The organism is Halomonas ventosae, from assembly GCF_004361885.1.
Lineage (GTDB): Bacteria > Pseudomonadota > Gammaproteobacteria > Pseudomonadales > Halomonadaceae > Halomonas > Halomonas ventosae_C.
Genome location: NZ_SNWH01000009.1, coordinates 20,174 through 44,144, shown reverse-complemented (window position 1 = coordinate 44,144; position 23,971 = coordinate 20,174). Strand labels below are relative to the sequence as shown.

Below are 23,971 nucleotides of genomic sequence, written 5' to 3'. Positions count from 1 at the left end.
TCATTCGCGCTTTTTTCATCCAGGGCAGTGACATCGTCGGCGGTTGCGTGGTCTTTCGGGCAGGGATACCCTTGCCGTAGCCTCAATTTCCCGATTCCCGTCTATCAACTCTGCCATGGAGAGTGCCATGACCCTGACCCTGATCTGGCTGATCGCCTTTGCTGTGCTGCTGATCCTCTTTCTCAAGCGCTGGGAGGCGTCCGTCAGCCGCATTCTCGACGCTCTATTGCCTGCCGTGCTGCGCAGCGAGGACGATCGTTGGATATGGTCGCCGGCGTTGGCGGTGCTCGGCGCCACCTTCATTATTCGCCCCGTGGATATGTTGTTAACCGTGATCGTGATCGGCCTGCTGGCGCTAATCGCCACCAAGCTGGCCGGCTGGCTCATCAACAAGGTCGACCAGCCCTGAGGGCATCGTCTCGGACCCGTCCATGACGAGCAAGGCCCGCGGATCGATCCGCGGGCCTTGCTCATTAATGGCCGCTTGTGGCCGGCGCTATTCTCAGTAGGGCGCCACGCTGACGTTGTTGCCACTGCCGATCAAGCGCACGCGCTGGCCGACCTGGAAGTTCTGGTCTGCCTTCTGCACCACGACCACGCTCTGGCCATTGTCCTTGCGGATTTCGATTTCCCAGGCGGGGATGCGGTTGCTCGCTTCCTCCACCTTGGTGCCAGCCACGGCACCGCCGATGGCGCCGGCCACGGTGGCCAGGTCACGACCGGAACCACCGCCGATTTGGTTGCCGAGGAGGCCGCCGATCACGGCACCACCGCCGGAGCCGATCAGACCCCCGGCCCGGCTGTCGGCCTGAATCTGCACCTGACGCAAGGCGGTTATGGTACCGAAGCTGACGGTCTGAGCTGACTTGGCCTGGTTGCCGCTGTAGACGTTGCCCGAATAGGGGGCGGTATTGGCGCAGCCGGCCAGCGTCAGCAGGCTGATGGCCAGAACGGGTAGAAGGCGTTTCATGCAGGATCTCCTTGATGTCCGTGACGAACACTCGGCCCCGGTATGACCGATGATTAATGGACAGTGTTCACTAATGAGTTTATCCCTTGCGCCCCAGCTTGGCCAGTGCCTCGGGTCTCCCGTACGAGTGTAGCTTCGTCCGGCAGCCAATAATATGCAAAAAGGGAGGCCGACAGGCCTCCCCCTCTGGGCGTTATGGGTTAAGTCGCCAACGGTTAGCCGAACTGGTTCATGGTGTTGTCCTTGCCGCCGGCCTTGAGTGCCGCCTCGCCGTGGAAGAACTCCTTATGATCGTCACCGATGTTGGAACCGGCCATGTCCTGGTGCTTGACGGTGGCGATGCCCTCACGGATCTCCTTGCGCTGTACCCCGGCCACATAGGCCAGCATGCCCTCGTCGCCGAAGTAGCCCTTGGCCAGGGTGTCGGTGGACAGCGCCGCGGTGTGGTAGGTCGGCAGCGTGATCAGGTGGTGGAAGATGCCGGCCTCGCGAGCGGCATCGCGCTGGAAGTTGCGGGTCCACTCGTCGGCCAGGCGGCCCAGCTCGGTATCGTCGTACTCGGCGCTCATCAGCTGGTCGCGGTCGTAGGCCGAGACGTCTTTGCCCTCCTGCTTCCAGGCGTCGAAGACCTGCTGACGGAAGTTCAAGGTCCAGTTAAAGGATGGCGAGTTGTTGTAGACCAGCTTGGCATCCGGGCACACCTCGCGGATGCGGTTGACCATCCCGGCGATCTGGCCGACGTGGGGCTTCTCGGTCTCGATCCACAGCAGGTCGGCACCGTTCTGCAGACTGGTGATGCAGTCCAGCACCACACGGTCCTCGCCGGTATTCGGCTTGAACTCGTAGAGTCCTGAGGCCAGACGCTTGGGTTTGACCAGCTTGCCGTTCTGCTTGATGACCACATCGCCGTTGTTGATGTCGGAAGCCGAGGCGATCTCGTCGCCATCGAGAAAGCTATTGTACTGGTCGCCGAGGTCGCCCGGCTCGTGGGTTACGGCGATCTTCTGGGTCAGGCCGGCACCCAGGGAGTCGGTGCGCGCCACGATGACCCCGTCATTCACGCCCAGTTCCAGGAAGGCATAGCGCACGGCGTTGATCTTGGCAATGAAGTCCTCGTGGGGCACCGTGACCTTGCCGGCCTGGTGGCCGCACTGCTTCTCGTCGGAGACCTGGTTCTCGATCTGGATGCAGCAAGCGCCGGCCTCGATCATCTTCTTGGCCAGCAGGTAAGTGGCCTCGGCGTTACCGAAACCGGCATCGATATCGGCGATGATCGGCACAACATGGGTCTCGAAGCCGTCGATCTTCGCCATGACCTCATCGGCCTTCGGCTGGTCACCGGCCTGCTTGGCCTCGTCAAGGTCGCGGAACAGGTGGTTGAGCTCCCAGGCATCGGCCTGGCGCAGGAAGGTATAGAGCTCCTCGATCAGGTCTGGCACGGTGGTTTTCTCGTGCATGGACTGGTCGGGCAGGGGGCCGAATTCGGAGCGCAGGGCGGCGACCATCCAGCCGGAGAGGTAGAGATAGGAGCGCTTGGTGGTACCGAAGTGCTTCTTGATGGAGATCATCTTCTGCTGGCCGATGAAGCCGTGCCAGCAGCCCAGCGACTGGGTGTACTGCGAACTGTCGGCATCATAGGCCGCCATGTCCTCGCGCATGATCCCGGCAGTGTAGCGGGCGATGTCCAGGCCCGTCTGGAAACGGTTCTGCACGCGCATGCGGGCAGCATGCTCGGGGTTGATGTTGTCCCACTTGCCCTGCTGGGCCTCGCGCAACTGAGCCAGAGCCTTGAGTTCGTCGTTGAATGTCGTCATGGGGCCATCCTTCAGGTCAGGAGTGGAATCGCGTGGTCGCGATATCGAAAAAAATCCGGGTCGCGACCGCAGGCAGCGCCAGCTACATCATTCGGCAATGTCTTATGTTGCAGCTGCGAACTGCGGTCAGCATCGGCCAGATGCCCAGGGCTTGTCTCTACACCCTTGGTCGAGCCTCGTGAGTGCATGCCCACCAAGGAGGCAGACGCTTCGGGCCGTTGGCAAACAACCGTTTTACCCTTGCCTTGACACCCACTATGCCGCCAACGGCGGGCGTCAACAATTGCCCCTTGTGGGGAGAGCACGTTGTAACTCAACTACAGGAAAGGGCGGGAGATTGGCTTTCCTGTAGTGGGATTTCCGCAAGGTAGGGAGGGCGCCGAGTTTCAGTCGTTGAACTCTAGGCGCATATTGCGATGCGCAATACCGGCGTCGAGAAACTCATCACCGAAGGCCTCGAAGCCCAGCCGCGTATAGAAGGCCAGGGCGTGGGTCTGGGCGGCGAGTTCCACCATGGCATGGCCATCGCGGCGAGCGGCCTCGATGGCGGCCCGCATCAGGGCCAACCCGATACCCAGGCCGCGAGCCTCGGCCAGCACCGCCACCCGGCCGATATGGGCATCCGGCAGCAGGCGGGCGGTGCCCACCGGCCGGCCTTCCAGCAGGGCGAGGAAGTGGCGACAGTCGGGGTCGCGGCCGTCCCACTCCTCCGCTCGCGGAACTTGCTGCTCCTCGATGAAGACCACCCGGCGAATCTCGCTGGCTTCGGCCTCTAGCTCGTCCCAGCTGCCCTCTTTAATAGCCAGCGCTATCTTTTTCACGTCGTGTCTCCTGGTGACACATTGTTTCCCTTGCTCCTTGCTCCTTGCTCCTTGCTACTGCTCTTCGAACTCGTCTGCCCAGGCCAGGCTACCGGCGTCGAGCAGTGCGGCGAGCAGCACCTCGGCTCCCTCATGGACCAGGATCCCCGCGTGCAGCGCCGTATCGGAGGCGATCCAGCGCGCCAGCGGCAAGGCGCACTCGACGCCGTCGCCATCGGCGAACAGTGTCGCGCGGTCGCCGTCCAGCGCCCGCCAGGCGAAGCGCGAGCCGGGACTGCGCACCAGCGCTTCGCCCTCCTGCAGGGCGGCAACAAGCTCCTCGGCCTCGGTCGGGGTCTCGGTGGGGATTAGCTGGTCGGCATACTTGGGCTGGGTCATCGCACGGCCGAACCACTGGGCCAGCTGGCTGGGGTCATCCAGAGTATCCAGGATCAGCCGGCGCATGCGGGCCACGGCGGCATCGTCGAGCTCGGCGGGGTCCTCGGGGGGGGCCATGCCGGCATCGGCATAGCGCCGTGATGCGGGTAGCTGCTCGCCGAGATAGTCGGCATAGGAGGTGATCGCCTCGTCCGCGGAGGGCGCTCGGAAACCGATCGACAGCGTCAGGCAGTCGTTGGACTGGCTGACGCCATGGTGGGCCCAGGCCGGCGGCAGGTAGAGCATGTCGCCCGGCTCGAGCACCCAGTCATCGCCCGGAACGAGCGCGAAGCGCTCGAGGATGCGCAGGTCGATGCCGTCGAGAAGGGGGGCGTCATCGTCGACCTTCCCGCCCAGCTGCCAGCGGCGCTGGCCACTGCCCTGGAGCAGGAAGACGTCGTACTGGTCGACGTGGGGGCCGACGCTACCGCCCGGGGGGGCGTAGCTGATCATGATATCGTCGAGCCGCCAGCGCGGCAGGAAGTCGAAAGCCTCGAGCAGCTCGGCCACCTCAGGCACATAGTGGTCCACTGCCTGCACCAGCAGGGTCCAGTCGCGTTCCGGCAGGTGGGCGAAAGTGGCAGCGTCGAAGGGGCCATGGCGGACCTGCCAGGGGCCGTCGGCACCGTGCTCCTCTACCAGGCGGGCCTCGACCGCCTCCTCGCAGGCGAGCCCGGCCAGTTCGTCCGGGTCCAGCGGGCACTGGAAATCAGGAAAGGCGCCGCGGATCAGCAGTGGCTTCTGTTGCCAGACGCCGCGCAGGAACTCAGCGGCGGTCAGGCCGCCCAGCAGGGGCAGCGGGGTATCGGAGCTCATAGCTTCCTCGCCTGCTCTTCGGCGTTGCCGATATAGGTCGCCGGGGTCAGCGCCTTGAGTTCTTCCTTTACGGTCTCGGGAAGCTGCAAGGTATCGATGAAGGCTTTGAGCCCGGTCTGGTCGATGCGCTTGCCGCGGGTCAGCTCCTTGAGCTTCTCGTAGGGCTTGTCGATGCCGTAGCGGCGCATCACCGTCTGGATCGGCTCGGCGAGTACCTCCCAGTTGACATCGAGGTCCTCGGCGATGCGCGCCGGGTTGGCCTCGAGCTTGCTGATGCCCTTGAGTGAGGCCTGGTAGGCGATCAGACCGTAGGCCAGGCCGACGCCCAGGTTGCGCAGCACCGTGGAGTCGGTGAGGTCGCGTTGCCAGCGGGAGATCGGCAGTTTCTGGGCCAGATGACCAAGGAGGGCATTGGCAAGCCCCAGGTTGCCCTCGGAGTTCTCGAAGTCGATGGGGTTGACCTTGTGCGGCATGGTCGAGGAGCCGATCTCACCCTCGACGGTCCCCTGCTTGAAGTAGCCCAGCGAGATGTAGCCCCAGACGTCACGATCGAAGTCGATGAGGATGGTGTTGAAGCGGCACAGCGCGTCGAACAGTTCGGCGATGTAGTCGTGGGGTTCGATCTGAGTGGTGTAGGGGTTGAAGGCCAATCCCAGTCCCTCGACGAAGCTGCGCGCGTTGGCTTCCCAGTCAATCTCGGGATAGGTCGCGAGATGGGCATTGTAGTTGCCTACCGCGCCGTTGATCTTGCCTAGGATCTTGACGCCCTCGATCTGTGCAAGCTGGCGGCGCAGGCGGTAGGCGACGTTGGCCATCTCCTTGCCCAGGGTGGTGGGGCTTGCCGTCTGGCCATGGGTGCGCGAGAGCATCGGCTGGGCGGCGTGCTCATGGGCTAGCCGGGTGATCTCGTCTGCCACCCGGTGCATTACCGGTAGCAGGGTGCGCAGACCATCGGTCAGCATCACGCCGTAGGAGAGGTTGTTGATGTCCTCGCTGGTACAGGCGAAATGCACAAACTCGCTAACGGCGTGTAGTTCGGACTGGCCGGCGATCGTCTCCTTGATGAAGTACTCCACCGCCTTGACGTCGTGGTTGGTGGTGCGCTCGATCTGCTTGATGCGCTCGGCGTCTTCCAGCGAAAAGTCGCGCAGCAGCGTCTCGAGGAAAGCGGTGGCCTTGGCTGAAAGTCGCGGGACCTCGGTGATCTGGGGGTGTTCGGCGAGGTGCTGCAGCCAGCGGATCTCGACGATGACCCGGGCGCGGATCAGGCCGAACTCACTGAAGTGCTCGCGCAGCGTCGAGGCCTTGGCCGCGTAGCGGCCGTCGACGGGGGAGAGGGCGGTCAGGGCAGAGAGGGGCAGGGAAGCGGCGTGCATGATCGGGCTCCGGTCGAGGGAAGGAAGGGACTCAGCCCAACTGGTCGAGGGTCTTCTTCAGGGCGCCGCGCTGGAAGACCAGCTTCCAGCGCCGGCCCCCCTGCTGGTGCCAGAGCAGGGCGAAACGGATACCGGCAAGCAGGATGGCGCGCACCCGCTCGGCCATCATGCGACTCTGCAGCAGCGAGGGGTCGCCCTGGACGACAATGCGGGTGTTAAGGGTCGAGAGGGTTTCCTGGTAGGCCTCACCGAGACTGGCGACGACGTTCTCGTGGGTTTCGCCGAAGTGCTCGGCCTGGCCCTGGATGCGGGTCAATCGCCTGCCGAGCTCATCCATCATGGCGTCGTTGCCGCGCAGCTTGTTCATCAGCATCAGCAGCGAGAAGCCGTAACGCAGTACCACGGGGTTGGCCTGCCGTCGGCCAGTCACACCCTCGAGCACCTCCAGGCCACGACGCAAGTTGTTGGGGTGGCCGCCGTAGATCGCCTCGAAGCTCTCGGGGTTGGTGTCCAGGGTGGCGCGGATTAGGGTCTCCCAGGCGCGCTGGTCGACTTGGCCGGTGCGCGCGAGCTCGTCGACCAGGCTGGCGGCCTGGAAGACCCCGGCGAGTGCCAGTGCCTGGCGGGCCGTGGGGGTGTCCGGGGCGGGGTGTATGGGGGTCGAGGGAGTCATCGGGCGAGCTCCGTGGCATTCCAGGTCTCGCGGATCACGCCGCCACCCAGGCAGATCTCTTTGTCGTAGAGCACCAGCGACTGACCCGGGGTCACGGCCCATTGGGGATCATCGAAGCGCACCGCGACGCTGCCATCCTTCCGCGAGTGGACAGTACAGGGCACATCGCCCTGACGGTAACGGGTCTTGGCGGTGTAGCGACCCTCGACGGCGGGCGCCTCGCCGGCTACCCAGTCCATGGCTTCGGTGGCCAGCGAGTCGGTATAGAGCAGCGGATGGTGTTTGCCCTGCACGGCCACGAGCACATTGCGTTCGAGATCCTTGGCGGCCACGTACCAGGGAGCGTCCGGATGGTTGGCGAGCCCGCCGATGCCCAGGCCCTGGCGTTGGCCAAGGGTGTAGTACATCAGCCCCATGTGCTCGCCTATGACCTTGCCCTCGGGCGTCTCGATCATGCCGGGCTGGGCGGGCAAGTACTGGCTGAGGAAGTCGCGGAAGCGCCGCTCACCGATGAAGCAGATCCCGGTCGAGTCCTTCTTGCGCGCGGTGACCAGCTCATGGCGTTCGGCGATGGCGCGTACCGCAGGTTTTTCGAGCTCACCCAACGGGAAGAGGGTGCGGGCGATGGCAGCCTCAGGAACGGCATGCAGGAAGTAGCTCTGGTCCTTGTTGGCATCGAGCCCCTTGAGCAACCTTGGGCGGAGCTCTCCACGGCTTCCCTGGGGCAGCTGCCCTGCACGAACATAATGGCCAGTAGCGATCTTTTCGGCGCCCAGCATCTCGGCGTACTCGAGGAACACCTTGAACTTGATCTCACGGTTGCAGAGGATGTCGGGATTGGGTGTGCGTCCCGCCTGGTACTCGGCCAGGAAATGCTCGAAGACGTGGTCCCAGTACTCGGCGGCGAAATTGGCGGTGTGCAGTCGGATGCCAAGCTTCTTGCACACCGCCTCGGCGTCGGCTAGGTCGGCCTTGGCGGTGCAGTACTCGGTGCCGTCGTCCTCGTCCCAGTTCTTCATGAACAGGCCCTCGACGTCGAAGCCCTGCTCAAGCAGCAGCAGGGCGGACACGGAAGAATCGACGCCGCCGGACATGCCGACGATCACCTTGCCTGTAGTGGCGGTCATGGGCGCTCTCGAATCGGGTGTGGCTCAAATGGTCGAAGATTATACATGACACAAGCGGCGAGCCGCCAAGTTGCAAGGAGCAAGCGGCTCGTTGTTTTTCTTTCTGTGTGTTTCTACTTGGGCCTCGGCTTGGCCGCTCAGCGCTCGTGAATTACGTCCATGGGGTAGAAGCGGTTCGCCAGGGCGTCGCGGACACGACGCATCACCAGCGGGCTTCTCAGTCGCCCCTGGCGGTCTAGCGACTCTAGCTCGTCAAAGGTCAGCCAGTGCACGGCGAGGATGGCCGGGTCGAGCGCACTGCCCAGGTAGGCCAGGGCCATGCCGAAGAAGCCGTGGCTGTGGAAGGTCAGGCCATCCGGTGTGCGGTAGACATACAGGCCCAGGTAGTCGGTGATGCCGACCTGCCAGGCAGTCTCCTCGCGCAGCTCGCGCAGTGCGGCCTCGCGGATGCGTTCGCCGGGCTCCAGATGGCCTGCGGGCTGGTTGAAGAGGGTCTCGTTTCCGCCAGGGCGTTCTTCCACCATCAGGAAGCGTCCGGCCCGCTCCACCACGGTGGCCACGCTGATGTAGGGTTGCCAACGGCTCATCGGCGGTCTCCTCTCGCTCGACACCGGCTCGCGCCTGCCGGCGGCCTGCGCGGGGCGTGCAGGGTTTCGCGTCGCCACTCGCCGGGGGCCAGCCCAGCCAGGCACCAGGGGCCGATGGCCACCCGCACCAGCCTTAAGGTGGGGTGGCCGACATGGGCGGTCATGCGACGCACCTGCCGATTGCGCCCCTCGCTGATGATCAGCTCCAGCCAGGTGGTGCGCGGGTGGCGGCGGTTATCCACGGGCGGGTCGCGCTCGGGCAGGTCGCTTGACGTCAGGCGGCGCACCTTGGCCGGCCGGGTCATGCCGTCCTTGAGTGCCACGCCGTTGCGTAGTGCCTGCAGGGCAGCGTCGTCCGGCTTTCCCTCCACCTGGATGCGGTAGGTCTTGGGCTGCTTGTGGCGGGGGTCGCTGATGCGATGGATCAGCTCGCCGTCGGCACTGAGCAGCAGTAGCCCCTCGGAGTCATGGTCGAGTCGGCCTGCCGGGTAGATATCGGGCACGTCGAGCACGTCGGCCAGAGTGGCACGACGCTCTCCGTTCGGGACCTTGCGGTCGGTGAACTGGGAGAGCATGCGATAAGGCTTGTGCAACAGGTATAGGGCACTCATTCGACCAAGGTCTTGCTACCATGGATTGTCGACAAATCGGGTTGCAAGCCTACTCCGATCCGACGGGTGAATGCTATACTCCGCGCTCCACTGAACAGATCAGACAGGGGAGTTCTCAATGGGTTTCCAGAAAATCGTCCTGCCCGATGGCGGCCAGAAGATCACCGTCAACGCCGATAACACCCTGAATGTGCCGAATGAGCCGATCATCCCATTCATCGAGGGTGACGGTATCGGCGTCGACGTGACGCCGGCCATGAAGATCGCCATCGATTCCGCCGTTCAGAAGGCCTATAACGGCGAGCGCAAGATCCACTGGATGGAGGTCTACGCCGGCGAGAAGGCCACTCAGGTTTATGACGCCGACACCTGGCTACCGGAGGAGACGCTGGAGGCAGTCAAGGACTATGTCGTGTCGATCAAGGGTCCGCTGACCACCCCGGTGGGCGGTGGTATCCGCTCCCTGAACGTCGCCCTGCGTCAGAAACTCGATCTCTATGTCTGTCAGCGCCCGGTTCGCTGGTTCGAGGGCGTCCCGAGCCCGGTCAAGAAGCCGGACGACGTGGACATGGTGATCTTCCGCGAGAACTCCGAGGACATCTATGCCGGCATCGAGTGGAAGGCCGGCACTCCGGAAGCGGACAAGGTCATCAAGTTCCTGCGCGAGGAGATGGGGGTCCAGAACATTCGCTTCCCCGAGAACTGCGGCATCGGTGTCAAGCCGGTCTCCGTCGAGGGCACCAAGCGTCTGGTGCGCAAGGCCCTGCAGTACACGATCGACAACGACCGCGAGTCGCTGACCCTGGTGCATAAGGGTAACATCATGAAGTTCACCGAGGGGTCCTTTAAGGACTGGGGCTACGAACTCGCCAAGCAGGAGTTCGGCGCGGAGCTGCTCGATGGCGGCCCCTGGATGACCATGAAGAATCCCAACAACGGCAAGGATATCGTCATCAAGGACGTCATCGCCGATGCCATGCTCCAGCAGATCCTGCTGCGTCCGGCTGAGTACGACGTCATCGCCACCCTGAACCTTAACGGTGACTACCTCTCCGACGCCCTGGCGGCCGAGGTGGGCGGCATCGGCATCGCGCCAGGTGCCAATCTCTCCGATACTGTGGCCATGTTTGAGGCCACTCACGGTACGGCACCCAAGTATGCCGGTCAGGACAAGGTCAACCCGGGTTCGCTAATTCTCTCTGCGGAGATGATGCTGCGCCACATGGGCTGGGTCGAGGCCGCCGATCTGGTGCTCAAGGGCGTGGAGAAGGCCATCTCCCGGGGCGAGGTGACCTACGACTTCCACCGCGTGATGGACGATGCCAAGCTGCTCAAGTGCTCCGAGTTCGGTCAGGCCATCGCCGACAACATGTAAGTCACGACGCTGGAACCGGGCCCCCGTCCGCCACCCGGCGGCGGGGGCCCTTGCGTTGAGATGTCCTATGATCGAACACCGACGGTGAACCCTTTCGACCCGGTGGCGTCAAAGCGGGGTTGATGCATCCACCGTTACCCGACTTGTCGAGATGGATAGTGGCGCTTATGTTCAGTAGAGACGATGAAGTGGCGTGGCGAATGGCCATCGGGTCTCCGCTGGGGGGCGTGACCCGGCCATCTGGTCATGAGTCTGGCCATGAACAGGACGATGGCGACCTGTCGGTGCAACAGGCCGATCCCAAAGTGGCGCATCCTCCTCTGTACAAGGTGGTGTTGCATAACGATGACTTCACCCCCATGGAGTTTGTGGTCGAAGTGCTGCAGACCTTCTTCCACATGGACAGCGAGACCGCGGTACAGGTGATGCTGACCGTGCATACCCGGGGAAAGGCCGCCTGTGGGGTCTTTACCCGCGATATCGCGGAAACCAAATGCCATCAGGTCAATCAATATGCAAGAGAGTGTCAGCATCCGTTGCTGTGCGACATCGAGGCAGCGGACTGAGCGGCATGGTCGAGGAGGGGCAGCGACGGTCTTGCGTTGAAGGCAGGCTTGCAACGCTACCGTTTGCACCCGATGTTGATGATGCCGGACCACGAATGATCCGACGCGAAGCTCTGGTCGGCGAAGAAGGGGACTGCCATGCTGAGTAAAGAACTTGAACTGACCCTGAACACGGCCTTCACCGTGGCCCGCTCCAAGCGCCACGAGTTCATGACCGTTGAACACCTGCTACTGGCGCTGCTTGATAACGCCTCGGCGGCGGATGTGCTGCGTGCCTGCGGGGCCAACCTCGACAAGCTGCGGTCCGACCTGCAGGATTTCATCAATTCCACCACGCCGCTGATCCCCGATGATCAGTCGGACCGAGAGACACAGCCGACCCTGGGCTTCCAGCGCGTGCTCCAGCGTGCCGTCTTCCATGTCCAGTCCTCGGGCAAGAGCGAGGTCACCGGTGCCAATGTGCTGGTCGCCATCTTTTCCGAGCAGGAGAGCCAGGCGGTCTACTTCCTCAAGCAGCAGAACGTCGCCCGGGTGGATGCCGTCAACTACATCGCCCACGGCATCTCCAAGGTGGCCGGTCACGGCCAGAGCCAGTCGTCGCCCTCGCCGGAGGCCGAGGATGCCGAGGAGGGCGGTGCCGAGACCGGCTCCAATCCGCTGACTAGCTATGCCACCAACCTCAATGAGCAGGCGCGGCTGGGCAAGATCGATCCGTTGATCGGCCGCGAGCATGAACTCGAGCGGGTGGTACAGATCCTGGCTCGCCGGCGCAAGAACAACCCGCTGCTGGTCGGTGAGGCCGGCGTGGGCAAGACCGCCATCGCCGAGGGCCTGGCCAAGCGCGTCGTCGAGGAGGATGTGCCCGAGGTGATCGGCGATGCGGTGGTCTACTCGCTGGACATGGGCGCGCTGCTCGCCGGTACCAAGTACCGCGGTGACTTCGAGAAGCGGCTCAAGAACCTGCTGGCAGAGCTGCGCAAGCAACCCAATGCCATCCTGTTCATCGACGAGATTCATACCGTGATCGGAGCAGGTGCCGCCTCGGGTGGGGTGATGGATGCCTCCAATCTGCTCAAGCCGCTGCTCTCCTCGGGAGAGCTGCGTTGCATCGGCTCTACCACCTTCCAGGAGTATCGTGGCATCTTCGAGAAGGATCGCGCCCTGGCGCGACGTTTCCAGAAGGTCGACGTCATGGCGCCTTCGGTGGAGGACACCACCCGCATCCTCAAGGGGCTGCGCTCGCGCTTCGAGGAGCATCATCAGTTGAAGTACACCGATGCAGCCCTGGAGAGCGCGGCCAGGCTGTCGGACCGCTACATCAACGACCGCCACCTGCCCGATAAGGCCATCGACGTGATCGACGAGGCCGGCGCCCACCAGCGGCTGCTGCCGCCGGAAGTGCGTGCGGATACCATTGACGTCGACCAGGTCGAGGCAGTGGTAGCCTCCATCGCGCGGATCCCGCCCAAGAGCGTCTCCAGTTCCGACCGCAAGCTTCTGGCCAACATCGATCGCGACCTGAAGATGCTGGTATTCGGGCAGGATGAGGCCATCGACGGCCTCGCCGCAGCGATCAAGCTATCGCGGGCCGGGCTCAAGGCCCCGGACAAGCCGGTGGGTAGCTTCCTGTTCGCTGGTCCGACCGGGGTCGGTAAGACCGAGGTGGCTCGGCAATTGGCCCACATCATGGGCATCGAGCTGGTGCGCTTTGATATGTCCGAGTACATGGAGCGTCATACCGTGTCACGGCTGATCGGTGCGCCTCCCGGCTATGTCGGCTATGACCAGGGTGGCCTGCTGACCGAGGCGATCACCAAGCAGCCCCACTGCGTGCTGCTGCTCGACGAGATCGAGAAGGCGCATCCCGAGGTTTTCAACCTGCTGCTGCAGGTCATGGATCACGGTCGTCTCACCGACAACAACGGCCGCGAGGCGGACTTCCGTCACGTGATCCTGATCATGACCTCCAACGCCGGGGTCGAGCAGGCCACGCGGCGCTCTATCGGCTTCCAGACCCAGGATCACTCCACGGACGCCATGGAGGTGATCCGCAAGACCTTCTCGCCGGAGTTCCGCAACCGCCTGGACGGCATCATTCAGTTCCACGCCCTGCCCACGTCAGTGGTACGCAGCGTGGTGGACAAGTTCCTGGTCGAGCTGCAGGCGCAACTCGACGAGAAGCGGGTCCAGCTCGACGTGGACGAGTCCGCCCGGGATTGGCTGGCCGAGAAGGGCTACGATCCCGACATGGGCGCGCGCCCGATGGCTCGGCTGATTCAGGAGAAGCTCAAGAAGCCGCTGGCCGAGATGATCCTGTTCGGCGAGTTGTCCGAGCATGGCGGCGTGGTGCATGTCAGCGTGGAGGATGGCGAGCTCCACCTCTCCACGGAGTCGGAGCTGGCCGACGCGCCCTGATGGGTGTCAGTCAACCACCCTCTCACAGCGCCCTGTCTACGGACGGGGCGTTGTTCGTTCAGGCGTGGCAGTGAGGAACGACGGACGCAGGGGAGGCCGTCGCTCGAGCAGGTGCGGGTGCCGTGGCATGCCCGGCCGCTGTCAGCGGGCGCGGTAGACGATGCGGCCCTTGGACAGGTCGTAGGGGGTCAGCTCGACCTTGACCTTATCGCCGGTGAGGATGCGGATGTAGTGCTTGCGCATCTTGCCCGAGATATGGGCGGTGACCACGTGGCCGTTCTCTAGCTCGACGCGGAACATGGTATTGGGAAGGGTATCGACGACGACGCCTTCCATCTCGATATGGTCTTCACGTGCCATATAGGCGGTTCCTCGCTGATGATGACAAAAGTTGTCGCCACGCCGTCTTGGCCAGAACGGCCCGTGCGTGCCGACAGGATAGCGCGATATTGTGCCGCATGCCGCACGTCAAGGCAAAGAAACCCGCTCATCGGCCCGCTTACAGGGTGATCATGCGTCGCCAGCGGCGGCCGTCGAGCATCTCCAGTGGCTGGAAAAACTGCTTATAGGCCATCTTGCGGCATTCGCGGATCCAGTAACCTAGATAGACGTGCGACAGCCCTTGGTCTCGGGCGCGCTGGATAAGCGCGAGAACCGCAAAGGTGCCCAACGAACGACGCTCCAGTTCCGGGGCGGGATCGAAGAAGGTATAGATGGCCGATAGACCGCGCTCGAGCTGATCGAAGGCGGAGACGGCCACCAGACGTCCGTCAAGCCGGAACTCCAGCAGTTGAGCGTAGGGCTGGTCGAGAGTGAGGAAGGTGCGGTACTGCTCATGACTGGGCGGATACATGTCGCCGTCGGCGTGGCGGGTCCGCACATAGTCGGCATAGAGCGCATAGTGCTCAGGGTCGAAGAGGGCTGGACGCACCTTCAGCGTCAAGTCGGCATTGCGATTAGCCAGCTTGCGCTGGGTGCGACTCGGCGCGAACTCGTCTACCGGGATGCGTACCGAGATGCAGGCACTGCAGGTATCGCAGTGGGGGCGATAGAGGTGTCGGCCGCTGCGACGAAAACCAAGCAGCGCCAGGGCATCGTAGACGCTTTGTCTCGGCGACTCCTGAGGATCAAGGAACAGGGTGGTCGCTTCGCATCCCGCCAGGTAGCTACAGGCATGCGGCACGGTCAGGAAGAAGCGCAGATCCCTGACTGGCTGCCCGGGTGCGTTGCTGCTCAAAGCTGCCATCTCCTCTGAATCGGTGGCCTGGTCAGGCAGGGGTCTCGCTGGCACCGACGTTCCAGGTCGGTGCCAGCGCGCCTTCGAGCGTCTTCCGGCGGCCACTGCCGGCATCGCCCAGCCACTGTTCAAGATAGCCGATGAACTCGCTGCGGGCGATGTCCCGGGCTCCCAGGCTGGCCAGATGCATGGTATGCATCTGGCAATCGATCAGCCGGCCGCCACCGGCGGACATGGCGTGTGCCAGATGCACTAGGGCCACCTTCGAGGCATCTGCCTGCCGAGAGAACATCGACTCGCCGAAGAACACCGGGCCCATGGCCACGCCGTAGAGCCCTCCCACCAATTTGTCGCTTCGCCAAACTTCCACCGAATGGGCCGCGCCGAGTCGATGCAGACGCTCGTAGGCCGCGCGCATCTCGTCGGTGATCCAGGTGCCGGGCTGGCCCGCGCGGGGAGCGGCGCATGACGCTACTACCTGGGCGAAGGCGCGGTTGGCGGTGACCCGAAAGCCGCCATTGCGCAGCCGCTTGGCGAGGCTGCGGCGCACCCGGATCTCCTTGGGGAACAGCACCATACGCGGGTCCGGGCTCCACCACAGCACGGGTTGACCATCGCTGAACCAGGGAAAGATGCCGCGTCGATAGGCGGCCAGTAGCCATTCCGGGGTCAATGCGCCGCCGGCGGCCAGCAGACCGTCGGGATCGCGCAGGGCAGTGGCGACAGGCGGGAAGCCCACCGGGCGTTCAGGGAGCCAAGGCAGCATGGAGCGCGTTTTCCTTATTGTCGACCCGCACAGTCTGCCGCGCGTTAGCCGATGGCTCAAGGCAGGGGCCCCTGTGATGGTGAGCAGTTGCTCGGTATGATTGAACTCCGTGAATCCGCAAGACGCCATGTTGGCGCAAGGAGGATGGCCGCTTGAGTGTCAAGAAGACGACCTCGTCACGTCGGATGACGGCGGCGAATGCCAGGGAAACGGCGAAACGCTTTGGCCTGCGGCTGCAGGGCGCGGCGCGAGAGGGTGTGGTGATTGTGCTGCTGGCCGCCTGTGTGTTCCTGCTGCTGGCGCTCTACAGCTTTCGTGCCGAAGATCCCGGCTGGTCGCGCAGCGGCCCCGAAACCGAAGTGGCCAACTGGATGGGTCCGATCGGGGCCTGGCTCGCCGACGTGCTCTACTCGCTGTTCGGGGTCAGTGCGCTATGGTGGCCCGGCATGCTGGGGTTCGCCGCCTGGTGGCTGATCCGTTCACGGCAGGTGCGCTTCGAGTGGGATGCCACCGCCCTGGCGGTGCGCTGCGGGGGGCTGGTACTGCTGTTGCTGGGTTCCACCACCCTAGGGGCGCTGCACTTCTACCGGCCTGATAGTCCCTTGCCCTACTCCACGGGGGGCATCCTTGGTGAGGGGCTGGTGGGAGCCCTGATGCCCCTGGTGGGCACGGGCGGTACCGGTCTGCTGGCTGCGGCCGCCATGCTGTGCGGCTTTCCCCTGTTCACCGGGCTCTCCTGGCTGACGGTGATGGATGAACTGGGTCATTGCAGCCTGCTGCTATGGCGCTGGGTAGCCGATCGTTTCGGCCTGGTGCGCGAACGGCGCATCGAGCGCCGCGATCAGGTCGAGCAAGAACGCGACCGCTCGATCGCCGAGCAGGATGAGCAAGAAGTAGGGGGGAGCTCGAGCGATGCCGGCCCCCGCCCACGCGGGTGGCGGCGTCTGGGCAGCGGCCATCGTCGCGAGGCCGAGCCGGTGCTGGCCGCGGAAGCTTTCGCTCGGCGCGAGCCGGGGTTTGGCAACGACGGCGAGACTGATATTCCTTGGGAAGTGCCCGAGCGCACGCCCTCGGCCAAGCAGCCCGAGGCGGCCTATACCGCCCGGGCCAGCCATCAGGCCGTGGAACCGCGGGTGTCGATCACCCTGCCGGGGGGTGGCGAGGAGGTGTCTGACGAGCCGCAAGGCGAGCCGCAAAATAGCGACCACAAGCCCCCCCAGCGGGTCCCGGAGACGGTGCCCGAGCCGCTGCTGCCCGATGATGACGAGCCCCTGACGGCCTGGCAGGGTTCCGCCCTGCGGGCCACCGGTGATGAGCTCCTCCGCGACAAGACCGTCGAGACCTCCTCCGGTAGCGCCGAGGCCAACGGGGAGGCGGAAGTGCCGCACGCGCGGGCTTCATCGGTTGCCTCGCCGCACCCGAGGCCCCACCAAAAGGCTCACCGTGATTCGACGCTGGCCTCGCAGCAGGAGACCGACCGGGTGGAACTCGACAAAGCGAACGAACCGCACCTGAGCCCTGAGCCGATGATCGCTGAGCCTGGGGGGGACGGAGAGGCGACAACCGCTCATCAAAATCCGGGGGTTGCCCCGCCGTCGCCGATGGCGGATGACATGCCCCCGGTAGCGAGTGTCGAGCAAGGACGCGAGGCCGCCGACGACCCCGAGGGCCCGGCGCTGTGGACCGTGGAGCACCTGCAGAACCAGCGGCCGGTGCTCGACGAACTCCCCGAACCCGACGGCGAACTGCCCAGTCTGCGGCTGCTGACCCCTCCGCAGCCCCAGCTGCGTAACTACTCGGAGCAGCAGTTGGCCGAGATGGCTGAGCTGCTCGAGACGCGGCTACGTGAGTACGGCGTCAAGGCCGAGGTGGTCGATACCTGGCCGGGCCCGGTGATCACCCGTTTCGAGATCAAGCCGGCAGCTGGGGTGAAGGTATCCAAGATCAGCAACCTGGCCAAGGATCTGGCGCGCTCGCTGATGGTCAAGAGTGTGCGGGTGGTGGAGGTGATCCCAGGCCGGCCCACCGTGGGCATCGAGATCCCCAATCCGCATCGCGCGATGATCCGCCTGCGCGAGGTGATCGACTCCGACCGTTACCAGCAGGAGGCCTCGGCGCTCACCATGGCGTTGGGCCAGGACATCGGCGGTGGCCCCGTGGTGGCCAACCTCGGCAAGATGCCCCATCTGCTGGTGGCTGGTACCACTGGTTCGGGCAAGTCGGTGGGGGTCAACGCCATGTTGATCTCCATGCTGCTCAAGGCCACCCCCGATGAGCTGCGCCTGATTATGGTCGACCCCAAGATGCTGGAGCTGTCGGTCTACGACGGCATCCCGCATCTGCTGGCACCGGTAGTCACCGATATGAAGGAGGCCGCCAACGCGCTGCGTTGGTGTGTGGCTGAGATGGAGCGCCGCTACAAGCTGATGGCGGCCATGGGCGTGCGCAACATCGCCGGCTTCAACGGCAAGCTTGACGAGGCCGAGCGAGCCGGCGCCCGGGTGGCCGATCCGCTGTGGGAGCCCCAGCCCTGGGAGATGCACCAGTCGCCGCCGGTGCTCGAGAAGCTGCCCTACATCGTGGTGGTGATCGACGAGTTCGCCGACATGTTCATGATCGTCGGCAAGAAGGTCGAGGAGTTGATCGCGCGGCTGGCCCAGAAGGCCCGGGCCGCCGGCATCCACCTGATACTCGCCACCCAGCGTCCTTCGGTTGATGTGGTCACCGGCCTGATCAAGGCCAATATTCCCACTCGCATGGCCTTTCAGGTGTCGTCTCGGATCGATTCGCGCACTATCCTTGACCAGGGCGGCGCCGAGAACCTGCTCGGCCACGGCGACATGCTCTACCTGCCGGCCGGGTCCGGCATGCCGACCCGTGTCCATGGGGCCTTCGTCGATGACGACGAGGTGCATCGGGTGGTCGAAGACTGGAAGCGGCGTGGTGAGCCTGAGTACATCGACGAGATCCTCTCCGGCGGCGTCTCCGCCGAGGCCCTTACCGGCCTGGAGGCCGAGGGCGCCGGGGGCGACGACGCCGAGCAGGATGCCCTCTACGATGAGGCGGTGGCCTTCGTCACCGAGAGTCGCCGCGCCTCCATCTCGGCGGTTCAACGCCGCTTCAAGATCGGCTACAACCGGGCGGCGCGTTTGGTCGAATCCATGGAGATGGCCGGCGTGGTCTCGACCATGGGCACCAATGGCGCACGCGAGGTGCTGGCCCCGCCGCCGGTAGGCGATTGATGTCCGGCAATCATGCAGCAATGACGCAAGCCCCGGGGGAATGCAACCCGTTGGGGCGTCTCGGGTCCGAATGACAGCAAACCAATATGGACCCGTTCAGGGAGACAGAGACGATGACAGTGAACAAGATCCTCGCCGTGCTAACCATGACGCTTATCGCGCCGGTGTCAGTGCTGGCCAGTGAGGGCGCCGAGCGCCTGGCGGAGCTTCTCGAGCCACTCGAGACCTATGTGGCGGATTTCGAGCAGCAGATCCTCGATGGTAGCGGCCAGCGTCTGCAGGAGGCCCGCGGGCGCATGTGGCTATCGCGCCCCGGCAAGTTCCGCTGGGAGGTGGATGCCCCCTACGAACAACTGGTGGTCTCCGCCGGCGAGGAGGTCATCCTCTATGACCCCGACCTGGAGCAGGCCACGGTGCAGCCCCTGGATCAGCGGGTGACCCACACCCCGGCCTTGCTGCTCTCCGGCAGTGCCGACGAGCTGACCGGCAGTTATGAGGTTACCCGTCAGCAGCAGGGGGTCAGCGAGACCTTCACCCTGGTACCCAGGAATCCCGATACCCTGTTCGAGCAGCTGAAGATGACCTTCCGCGGCGAGACGCTGGACCTGCTGCAGATGACCGACAGCACCGGACAGCGCACCGCCATCGCCTTTGACAACGTGCGCGTGAACGAGCCGCTGGACGACAGCCGCTTTACCTTTGAGATCCCCGCAGGCACTGACGTGATCCGCGAGACGCTGTAATTCCGGGCTACGCCCGAAGCTTTAAACGAATCGCCCCCGTGGCAAGACCACGGAGGCGATTCGTTTCAGGTTGTTGACGGCTTACGGCTTACGGCTTTGCGCCGTTGTCCGCCTCGGCGTCGAGCTGCTTCCGCCAGGCCATCAGCTGGGCGTAGCGTTTCTCCTGGCCGTATTCGGTGGGCCGATAGAAACGCTCGCGGGGTAGTGCCTCGGGCCAGCAGTCATGGCCACTGCCGGCGGGATAGCCGTGGGGTTCGTGGTGCGCGTAGCGATACCCCTGACCGAGGCCCAGGGACTCCATCAATCTAGTCGGGGCGTTGCGCAGGTAGCTCGGCACCTCCAGCTGTGGTTGCTGCGCCACGAGCTCCTTGGCCTGCTTCCAAGCCTTGTCGATGGCATTGCTCTTGGGTGCTACCGCCAGGTGGATGGCGGCGTGGGCGATGGCGCGTTGGCCTTCGTAGTCGCCAAGACGCAGGTAGGCGTCCCAGGCCGCCATGACCAGCGGCAGGGCCCGCGGGTCGGCGTTGCCGACATCTTCCGAGGCGATGGCAGTGAGGCGGCGTATCACGTCCAGCGGATCACCGCCGCCCTGAAGGAAACGCGCGATATAGAGCAGGGCGGCATCGGGGCGCGAGGAGCGCACCGACTTGTGAATCGCCGAGAGCAGATCATAGTAATGGTCGCCCTGCTTGTCGAAGGCACTGGCCTGGTGGCCGATCACGTCCTCCAGGGCCTGGCGAGGCAGTCGCTCGCCGTCGCCCTCGGCCAGGGTGAAGTCGCAGGCGGTTTCCAGCAGGCCCAAGGCGCGGCGGGCATCGCCAGCGGCGGCCCGGGCCAACAGTGCCAGCACGGCGTCGTCGATGCGGATCCGCCGCGCGCCCAGGCCGCGTTCCTCGTCGGTCAGCGCCCGGCGCATTACGTCGATCAGCTCCTCCTCGGTGAGCGGCTTAAGCACGTGTACCCGTGCCCGGGAGAGCAGCGCCGAGTTGACCTCGAAGGAGGGGTTCTCCGTGGTGGCGCCGATCAGCGTCAGCAGGCCCGACTCCACATGGGGCAACAGGGCATCCTGTTGGCTCTTGTTGAGGCGGTGGATCTCGTCGAGGAACAGCAGAGTGGGGCGCTGGCGGGCCTGCATATCCTGTGCGCGATCGACGGCAGCCCGGATCTCCTTGACCCCAGCCATCACCGCCGAGAGGTGCTCCAGGTGGGCGCCGGAGATCTCGGCAAGGATCTCGGCCAGGGTGGTCTTGCCACTGCCTGGTGGACCCCAGAGGATCATCGAGCGCACCACACCGCTCTCGGCCATGCGCGCCAGCGGCTTGCCAGGGCCGACCAGCGCCTGCTGCCCCACATAATCCTCGAGCCGGCGTGGGCGCATGCGAAAGGCCAGCGGCGCGGCATCCTCTGGCGTATTGCCCTGGAAGAGATCCATATCTGACTCCTTGGCTCGTGGCTGCTAGAGTGGGTGTGTCGTCATCGGCAATACGACCTTAGGTGACAGGCACAATTCCCTCCCAGGGGCTAGCTTGAGCGTGAGATGGACAGTCTTGAGCGTGAGATGGGCAGTCCCGCCCGGGGCGGCTTGGTTTACTGAACGCAGATTGCCTCGGCTGATCCCATTCAGACAGCCTTCTGTTCCACACCGCTACAGAGGAGACTCCCGTCATGCCCGTGCTGAAGCAGTTGCGTCGGGATCATGCCAACATGGCGCGCATGTTGCACGTCCTGCAGCTCAAACAGAAGTCCCTGGCGAACGGGGAGCTTCCTAACTTCCAGCTGGTCCGGGAAGTCATTGACTACATCCTCGACTATCAGGAAGGTTTTACCCAGCCGCTTGAAAAGGTCTGCACCGAACGTCTCAAGCAACTGGATCCCTCGAGTGTCGAGCTCACCGAACGGCTGTCCCATGATTACCGAGCGCTGAAGGCTCGTCTCAGGAAGCTGTCCGACGACCTCGACATGATCCTGATGGATGCCGTGGTGCCCATGGACCGCTTCGCTGCAGATCTTAAGTCTTACCTGGAGAGTCATCGTGCCTATCTGCGAGACGAGCGTGAGCTGCTGTTCCCGTTGATCCGTGAGAACTTCAGTGACGAGGATCTTGATGCCCTCGCCGCAGTCTTGCCAGAAGGTGCTCAGGCCCAGCTCGAGCGGCTCCAGGAGGCCTACCCCGAACTCTATGCTGAGTTGCGGGATGCCCCCCAGCCGCTGACCTGAGCGTCTGCTTAGCCGGGTGGCGGGCCGGGTTCGGCTCGGTCGGTGGGTAGGGTAGAATGGTCGGCCTTCTCAGCGACCATTGCTTTGCCATGTTCCACCTCGGCCTTCTCGTCATGACATCCTCCCTCGTTATGACATCCTCCGGCTCCTGTCATCTGGCTCTGTGGTGTCGGAGGGCGGGGTGATGGCGGGTCCGATCCTAGTCTTTGACTCCGGCGTGGGCGGGCTGTCCGTGGTTCGGGCATTGCGCCATCGCCTGCCAGAGGCTGCTCTGGCCTATGCTTGCGACAATGCCATGCTGCCCTACGGCACGCGCGAAGACGCCTGGCTGGTGGAACGCATCCACGCCGTCTGCCTGGCCGCCGTGGCCGCCAGTGACTGCAGTGCCTTGGTGGTGGCCTGCAATACCGCCAGCACCCTAGCGCTTGACGTCCTGCGCGAGTGCCTGGCGATTCCCGTGGTCGGCACCGTGCCGGCCATCAAGCCGGCGGCCCGGCTCAGCCGCACGCGCCATATCGGCCTGCTAGCGACACGAGCCACCGTCGCGCGCCCCTATACCCTGCAGCTGATTCGTGACTTCGCCGCCGACTGCCGGGTGACCGCGGTCGCCGCGGATGTGCTGGTTGGCGAGACGGAGCGCCTGGTCGCCGGTGAGACACCCAAGTGGTTGACGCTGCATCAAGCCCTCACCCCGCTATGGGAGGATGCCGAGCTGGATACCGTGGTGCTGGGCTGCACCCACTTCCCGCTGCTGGCACCGTGGCTTATCGAGGCAGCGCCGCGTCCGGTGACCTGGGTCGATTCCGGCGAAGCGATCGCTCGCCGGGTGTCCCATGTGGTCACGCGGATTACACCTCGCCAGGGAAAGGAGCCGAGTTTCGTCACCGCCCCTGACGAGCGGCTGGGCAGGCGGCTTGCCCGCTTCGGCTTTGGCTACCCGCGGCTGTTGCAGCCGCTGTGAGCCATCCTGTCCTTGCGCTGTCGCCACTCTTCCCGCTATCCCTTGTCATCTTAATCCAGGAGCCGCCGTGGCCATTCCCGTCGTCGACCCCGCCCGCTATGCCGAGCAGCTCGAGGCCAAGCGCCAACGTATCACGCGTGACTTCGCGCGCTTCGCGCCGCCGCTGCTGGAGGTGTTTGCTTCACCGCCGAGCCACTATCGTCAGCGCTGCGAGTTCCGTCTCTGGCACGAGGGGGATGATCTCTTCTATGCGATGTTCGAGGTAGACCGTAAAGATCCGAAGCACAAGACCGTCGTCCGTCTGGATGACTATCCGGTAGCCAGTCGACAGATCAACGCTCTCATGCCGCGCCTGCTCGATGCCCTTCGCGACAATGACCTGTTGCGCCGCCGGCTGTTCCAGGTGGAGTTTCTCACCACCCTGTCCGGCGAGGCGTTGGTGACCCTGATCTACCATCGCCGGCTCGACGAGGCCTGGGAGGCCGAGGCGCGCGCGCTCGAGCAGGCACTGGGTATCATGGTCATCGGTCGCGCGCGCAAGCAGCGCCGGGTATTGACGCGCGACCATGTGTGGGAGCGCCTGGCGGTAGATGGTAATGAGCTGCTCTACCAGCAGATGGAGAACAGCTTCACCCAGCCCAATGCCGAGATCTGCCGTTCGATGCTGTCCTGGGCTCGGGACGTCACCCGCGGCAGCCAGGACGGCGACCTGGTGGAGCTCTACTGTGGCAACGGCAACTTCACCGTGGCGCTGGCCGGCAACTTCCGTCGGGTGCTGGCCACCGAGATATCGCGGACCTCGGTGGCCAGTGCTCGGGTCAACCTGGCGGCCAATGTGATCCACAACGCCGGCGTCTGGCGCATGTCCGCCGAGGAATTCTCCCAGGCTCTCAACGGCGAGAAGGGCGGGCGTCGAGTGGCCGAGATGGGCCTTGACGATTATGCCTTTTCCACGGTGCTGGTCGACCCGCCGCGCTCGGGCCTCGATGATAAGAGCTGCCGTCAGCTCGGCGACTATTCGCGTATCGTCTATATTTCATGTAATCCCGAGACCCTAGCCATGAATCTCGAGACGTTGACGCCTAGCCACGACATCCGGCGTTTCGCGCTCTTCGACCAGTTCCCCTGGACGCCTCACTGCGAATGCGGGGTTGTGCTGGAACGACGAGACTGATGCGTACAGCCAGCATGGCACTGGAGTCACGTGGCGATGCGCAACCGACATGCTCCATGAGCG

22 protein-coding genes are annotated in these 23,971 nt (G+C 64.4%); 9 read left to right on the top strand and 13 right to left on the bottom strand.

The annotated features are described in order from the left end of the window. The first annotated feature begins 127 nt into the window (after positions 1 to 127). The gene (locus DFO68_RS08685) at positions 128 to 409 is read left to right on the top strand and encodes a hypothetical protein (protein ID WP_133483268.1); all 282 of its coding nucleotides are present in this window, start codon (positions 128 to 130) and stop codon (positions 407 to 409) included. A 93-nt stretch (positions 410 to 502) separates the two neighbouring features. On the opposite strand, the gene DFO68_RS08680 is transcribed toward DFO68_RS08685, so the two are convergent. The 9 genes from DFO68_RS08680 to DFO68_RS08640 all read right to left on the bottom strand — a co-directional run bounded on the left by DFO68_RS08680 (position 503) and on the right by DFO68_RS08640 (position 9,212). Then, positions 503 to 970 (bottom strand): glycine zipper 2TM domain-containing protein, encoded by a 468-nt coding sequence (locus DFO68_RS08680; protein WP_133483267.1) that lies wholly within the window; start codon positions 968 to 970, stop codon positions 503 to 505. Positions 971 to 1,185: 215 nt separating this feature from the next. Further along, positions 1,186 to 2,784: an isocitrate lyase gene (locus DFO68_RS08675; protein ID WP_133483266.1), complete on the bottom strand. Its 1,599-nt coding sequence runs from the start codon at positions 2,782 to 2,784 to the stop codon at positions 1,186 to 1,188. A 386-nt stretch (positions 2,785 to 3,170) separates the two neighbouring features. Beyond that, positions 3,171 to 3,596 (bottom strand): GNAT family N-acetyltransferase, encoded by a 426-nt coding sequence (locus DFO68_RS08670; RefSeq protein WP_133483325.1) that lies wholly within the window; start codon positions 3,594 to 3,596, stop codon positions 3,171 to 3,173. 63 nt (positions 3,597 to 3,659) lie between these two features. After that, entirely contained in the window at positions 3,660 to 4,838 is a 1,179-nt protein-coding gene (locus DFO68_RS08665; RefSeq protein ID WP_133483265.1) for a cupin domain-containing protein, read from the bottom strand. Continuing rightward, positions 4,835 to 6,199 (bottom strand): adenylosuccinate lyase, encoded by a 1,365-nt coding sequence (gene purB, locus DFO68_RS08660; protein ID WP_133483324.1) that lies wholly within the window; start codon positions 6,197 to 6,199, stop codon positions 4,835 to 4,837. The genes DFO68_RS08665 and purB overlap by 4 nt, the downstream gene beginning before the upstream one ends. Positions 6,200 to 6,245: 46 nt before the next feature. Further along, the gene (gene hflD / locus DFO68_RS08655) at positions 6,246 to 6,887 is read right to left on the bottom strand and encodes a high frequency lysogenization protein HflD (protein ID WP_133483264.1); all 642 of its coding nucleotides are present in this window, start codon (positions 6,885 to 6,887) and stop codon (positions 6,246 to 6,248) included. Next, positions 6,884 to 8,014, bottom strand: coding sequence for a tRNA 2-thiouridine(34) synthase MnmA (gene mnmA, locus DFO68_RS08650; RefSeq protein WP_133483263.1), 1,131 nt, complete (start codon positions 8,012 to 8,014; stop codon positions 6,884 to 6,886). The genes hflD and mnmA overlap by 4 nt, the downstream gene beginning before the upstream one ends. Positions 8,015 to 8,151: 137 nt before the next feature. Then, entirely contained in the window at positions 8,152 to 8,601 is a 450-nt protein-coding gene (locus tag DFO68_RS08645; RefSeq protein WP_133483262.1) for an NUDIX domain-containing protein, read from the bottom strand. Next, positions 8,598 to 9,212, bottom strand: coding sequence for a pseudouridine synthase (locus DFO68_RS08640; RefSeq protein WP_133483261.1), 615 nt, complete (start codon positions 9,210 to 9,212; stop codon positions 8,598 to 8,600). The genes DFO68_RS08645 and DFO68_RS08640 overlap by 4 nt, the downstream gene beginning before the upstream one ends. Positions 9,213 to 9,330: 118 nt before the next feature. Here DFO68_RS08640 and icd point away from each other — a divergent pair, with 118 nt between their 5' ends. The 3 genes from icd to clpA all read left to right on the top strand — a co-directional run bounded on the left by icd (position 9,331) and on the right by clpA (position 13,568). Beyond that, on the top strand, positions 9,331 to 10,587 hold the full coding sequence (icd, locus tag DFO68_RS08635) for an NADP-dependent isocitrate dehydrogenase (RefSeq protein WP_133483260.1): 1,257 nt from the start codon (positions 9,331 to 9,333) through the stop codon (positions 10,585 to 10,587). A 200-nt stretch (positions 10,588 to 10,787) separates the two neighbouring features. Further along, entirely contained in the window at positions 10,788 to 11,153 is a 366-nt protein-coding gene (gene clpS / locus DFO68_RS08630; protein ID WP_133483323.1) for an ATP-dependent Clp protease adapter ClpS, read from the top strand. 138 nt (positions 11,154 to 11,291) lie between these two features. Further along, positions 11,292 to 13,568: an ATP-dependent Clp protease ATP-binding subunit ClpA gene (clpA, locus tag DFO68_RS08625; RefSeq protein WP_133483259.1), complete on the top strand. Its 2,277-nt coding sequence runs from the start codon at positions 11,292 to 11,294 to the stop codon at positions 13,566 to 13,568. Positions 13,569 to 13,709: 141 nt separating this feature from the next. Here clpA and infA read toward each other — a convergent pair whose 3' ends face one another. The 3 genes from infA to aat all read right to left on the bottom strand — a co-directional run bounded on the left by infA (position 13,710) and on the right by aat (position 15,571). Then, entirely contained in the window at positions 13,710 to 13,928 is a 219-nt protein-coding gene (gene infA, locus DFO68_RS08620) for a translation initiation factor IF-1 (protein ID WP_040185975.1), read from the bottom strand. A gap of 139 nt (positions 13,929 to 14,067) precedes the next feature. Then, complete coding sequence (locus tag DFO68_RS08615) at positions 14,068 to 14,805, bottom strand: arginyltransferase (RefSeq protein ID WP_133483258.1); 738 nt, start codon at positions 14,803 to 14,805, stop codon at positions 14,068 to 14,070. A 31-nt stretch (positions 14,806 to 14,836) separates the two neighbouring features. After that, positions 14,837 to 15,571: a leucyl/phenylalanyl-tRNA--protein transferase gene (gene aat / locus DFO68_RS08610; RefSeq protein ID WP_133483257.1), complete on the bottom strand. Its 735-nt coding sequence runs from the start codon at positions 15,569 to 15,571 to the stop codon at positions 14,837 to 14,839. Between the two features lie 185 nt (positions 15,572 to 15,756). On the opposite strand from aat, the gene DFO68_RS08605 reads away from it, so the two are divergent. Next, positions 15,757 to 18,813, top strand: a complete 3,057-nt coding sequence (locus tag DFO68_RS08605; RefSeq protein ID WP_133483322.1) for a DNA translocase FtsK — start codon at positions 15,757 to 15,759, stop codon at positions 18,811 to 18,813. A 113-nt stretch (positions 18,814 to 18,926) separates the two neighbouring features. Further along, positions 18,927 to 19,556: an outer membrane lipoprotein chaperone LolA gene (gene lolA / locus DFO68_RS08600; protein ID WP_133483256.1), complete on the top strand. Its 630-nt coding sequence runs from the start codon at positions 18,927 to 18,929 to the stop codon at positions 19,554 to 19,556. 88 nt (positions 19,557 to 19,644) lie between these two features. Here the strand turns inward: lolA and DFO68_RS08595 are convergent, their stop codons facing one another. Further along, a complete protein-coding gene (locus tag DFO68_RS08595) occupies positions 19,645 to 20,988 on the bottom strand; it encodes a replication-associated recombination protein A (RefSeq protein ID WP_133483255.1) in 1,344 nt (447 codons plus the stop codon). Positions 20,989 to 21,221: 233 nt separating this feature from the next. Here DFO68_RS08595 and DFO68_RS08590 point away from each other — a divergent pair, with 233 nt between their 5' ends. The 3 genes from DFO68_RS08590 to trmA all read left to right on the top strand — a co-directional run bounded on the left by DFO68_RS08590 (position 21,222) and on the right by trmA (position 23,908). After that, the gene (locus DFO68_RS08590; RefSeq protein ID WP_208107392.1) at positions 21,222 to 21,773 is read left to right on the top strand and encodes a hemerythrin domain-containing protein; all 552 of its coding nucleotides are present in this window, start codon (positions 21,222 to 21,224) and stop codon (positions 21,771 to 21,773) included. 184 nt (positions 21,774 to 21,957) lie between these two features. Further along, positions 21,958 to 22,734 carry a glutamate racemase gene (murI, locus tag DFO68_RS08585; protein ID WP_133483254.1) on the top strand — a complete coding sequence of 259 codons (777 nt, stop codon included), beginning with the start codon at positions 21,958 to 21,960 and terminating at the stop codon, positions 22,732 to 22,734. 67 nt (positions 22,735 to 22,801) lie between these two features. Further along, positions 22,802 to 23,908 (top strand): tRNA (uridine(54)-C5)-methyltransferase TrmA, encoded by a 1,107-nt coding sequence (trmA, locus tag DFO68_RS08580; protein WP_133483253.1) that lies wholly within the window; start codon positions 22,802 to 22,804, stop codon positions 23,906 to 23,908. Positions 23,909 to 23,971: the final 63 nt, after the last annotated feature.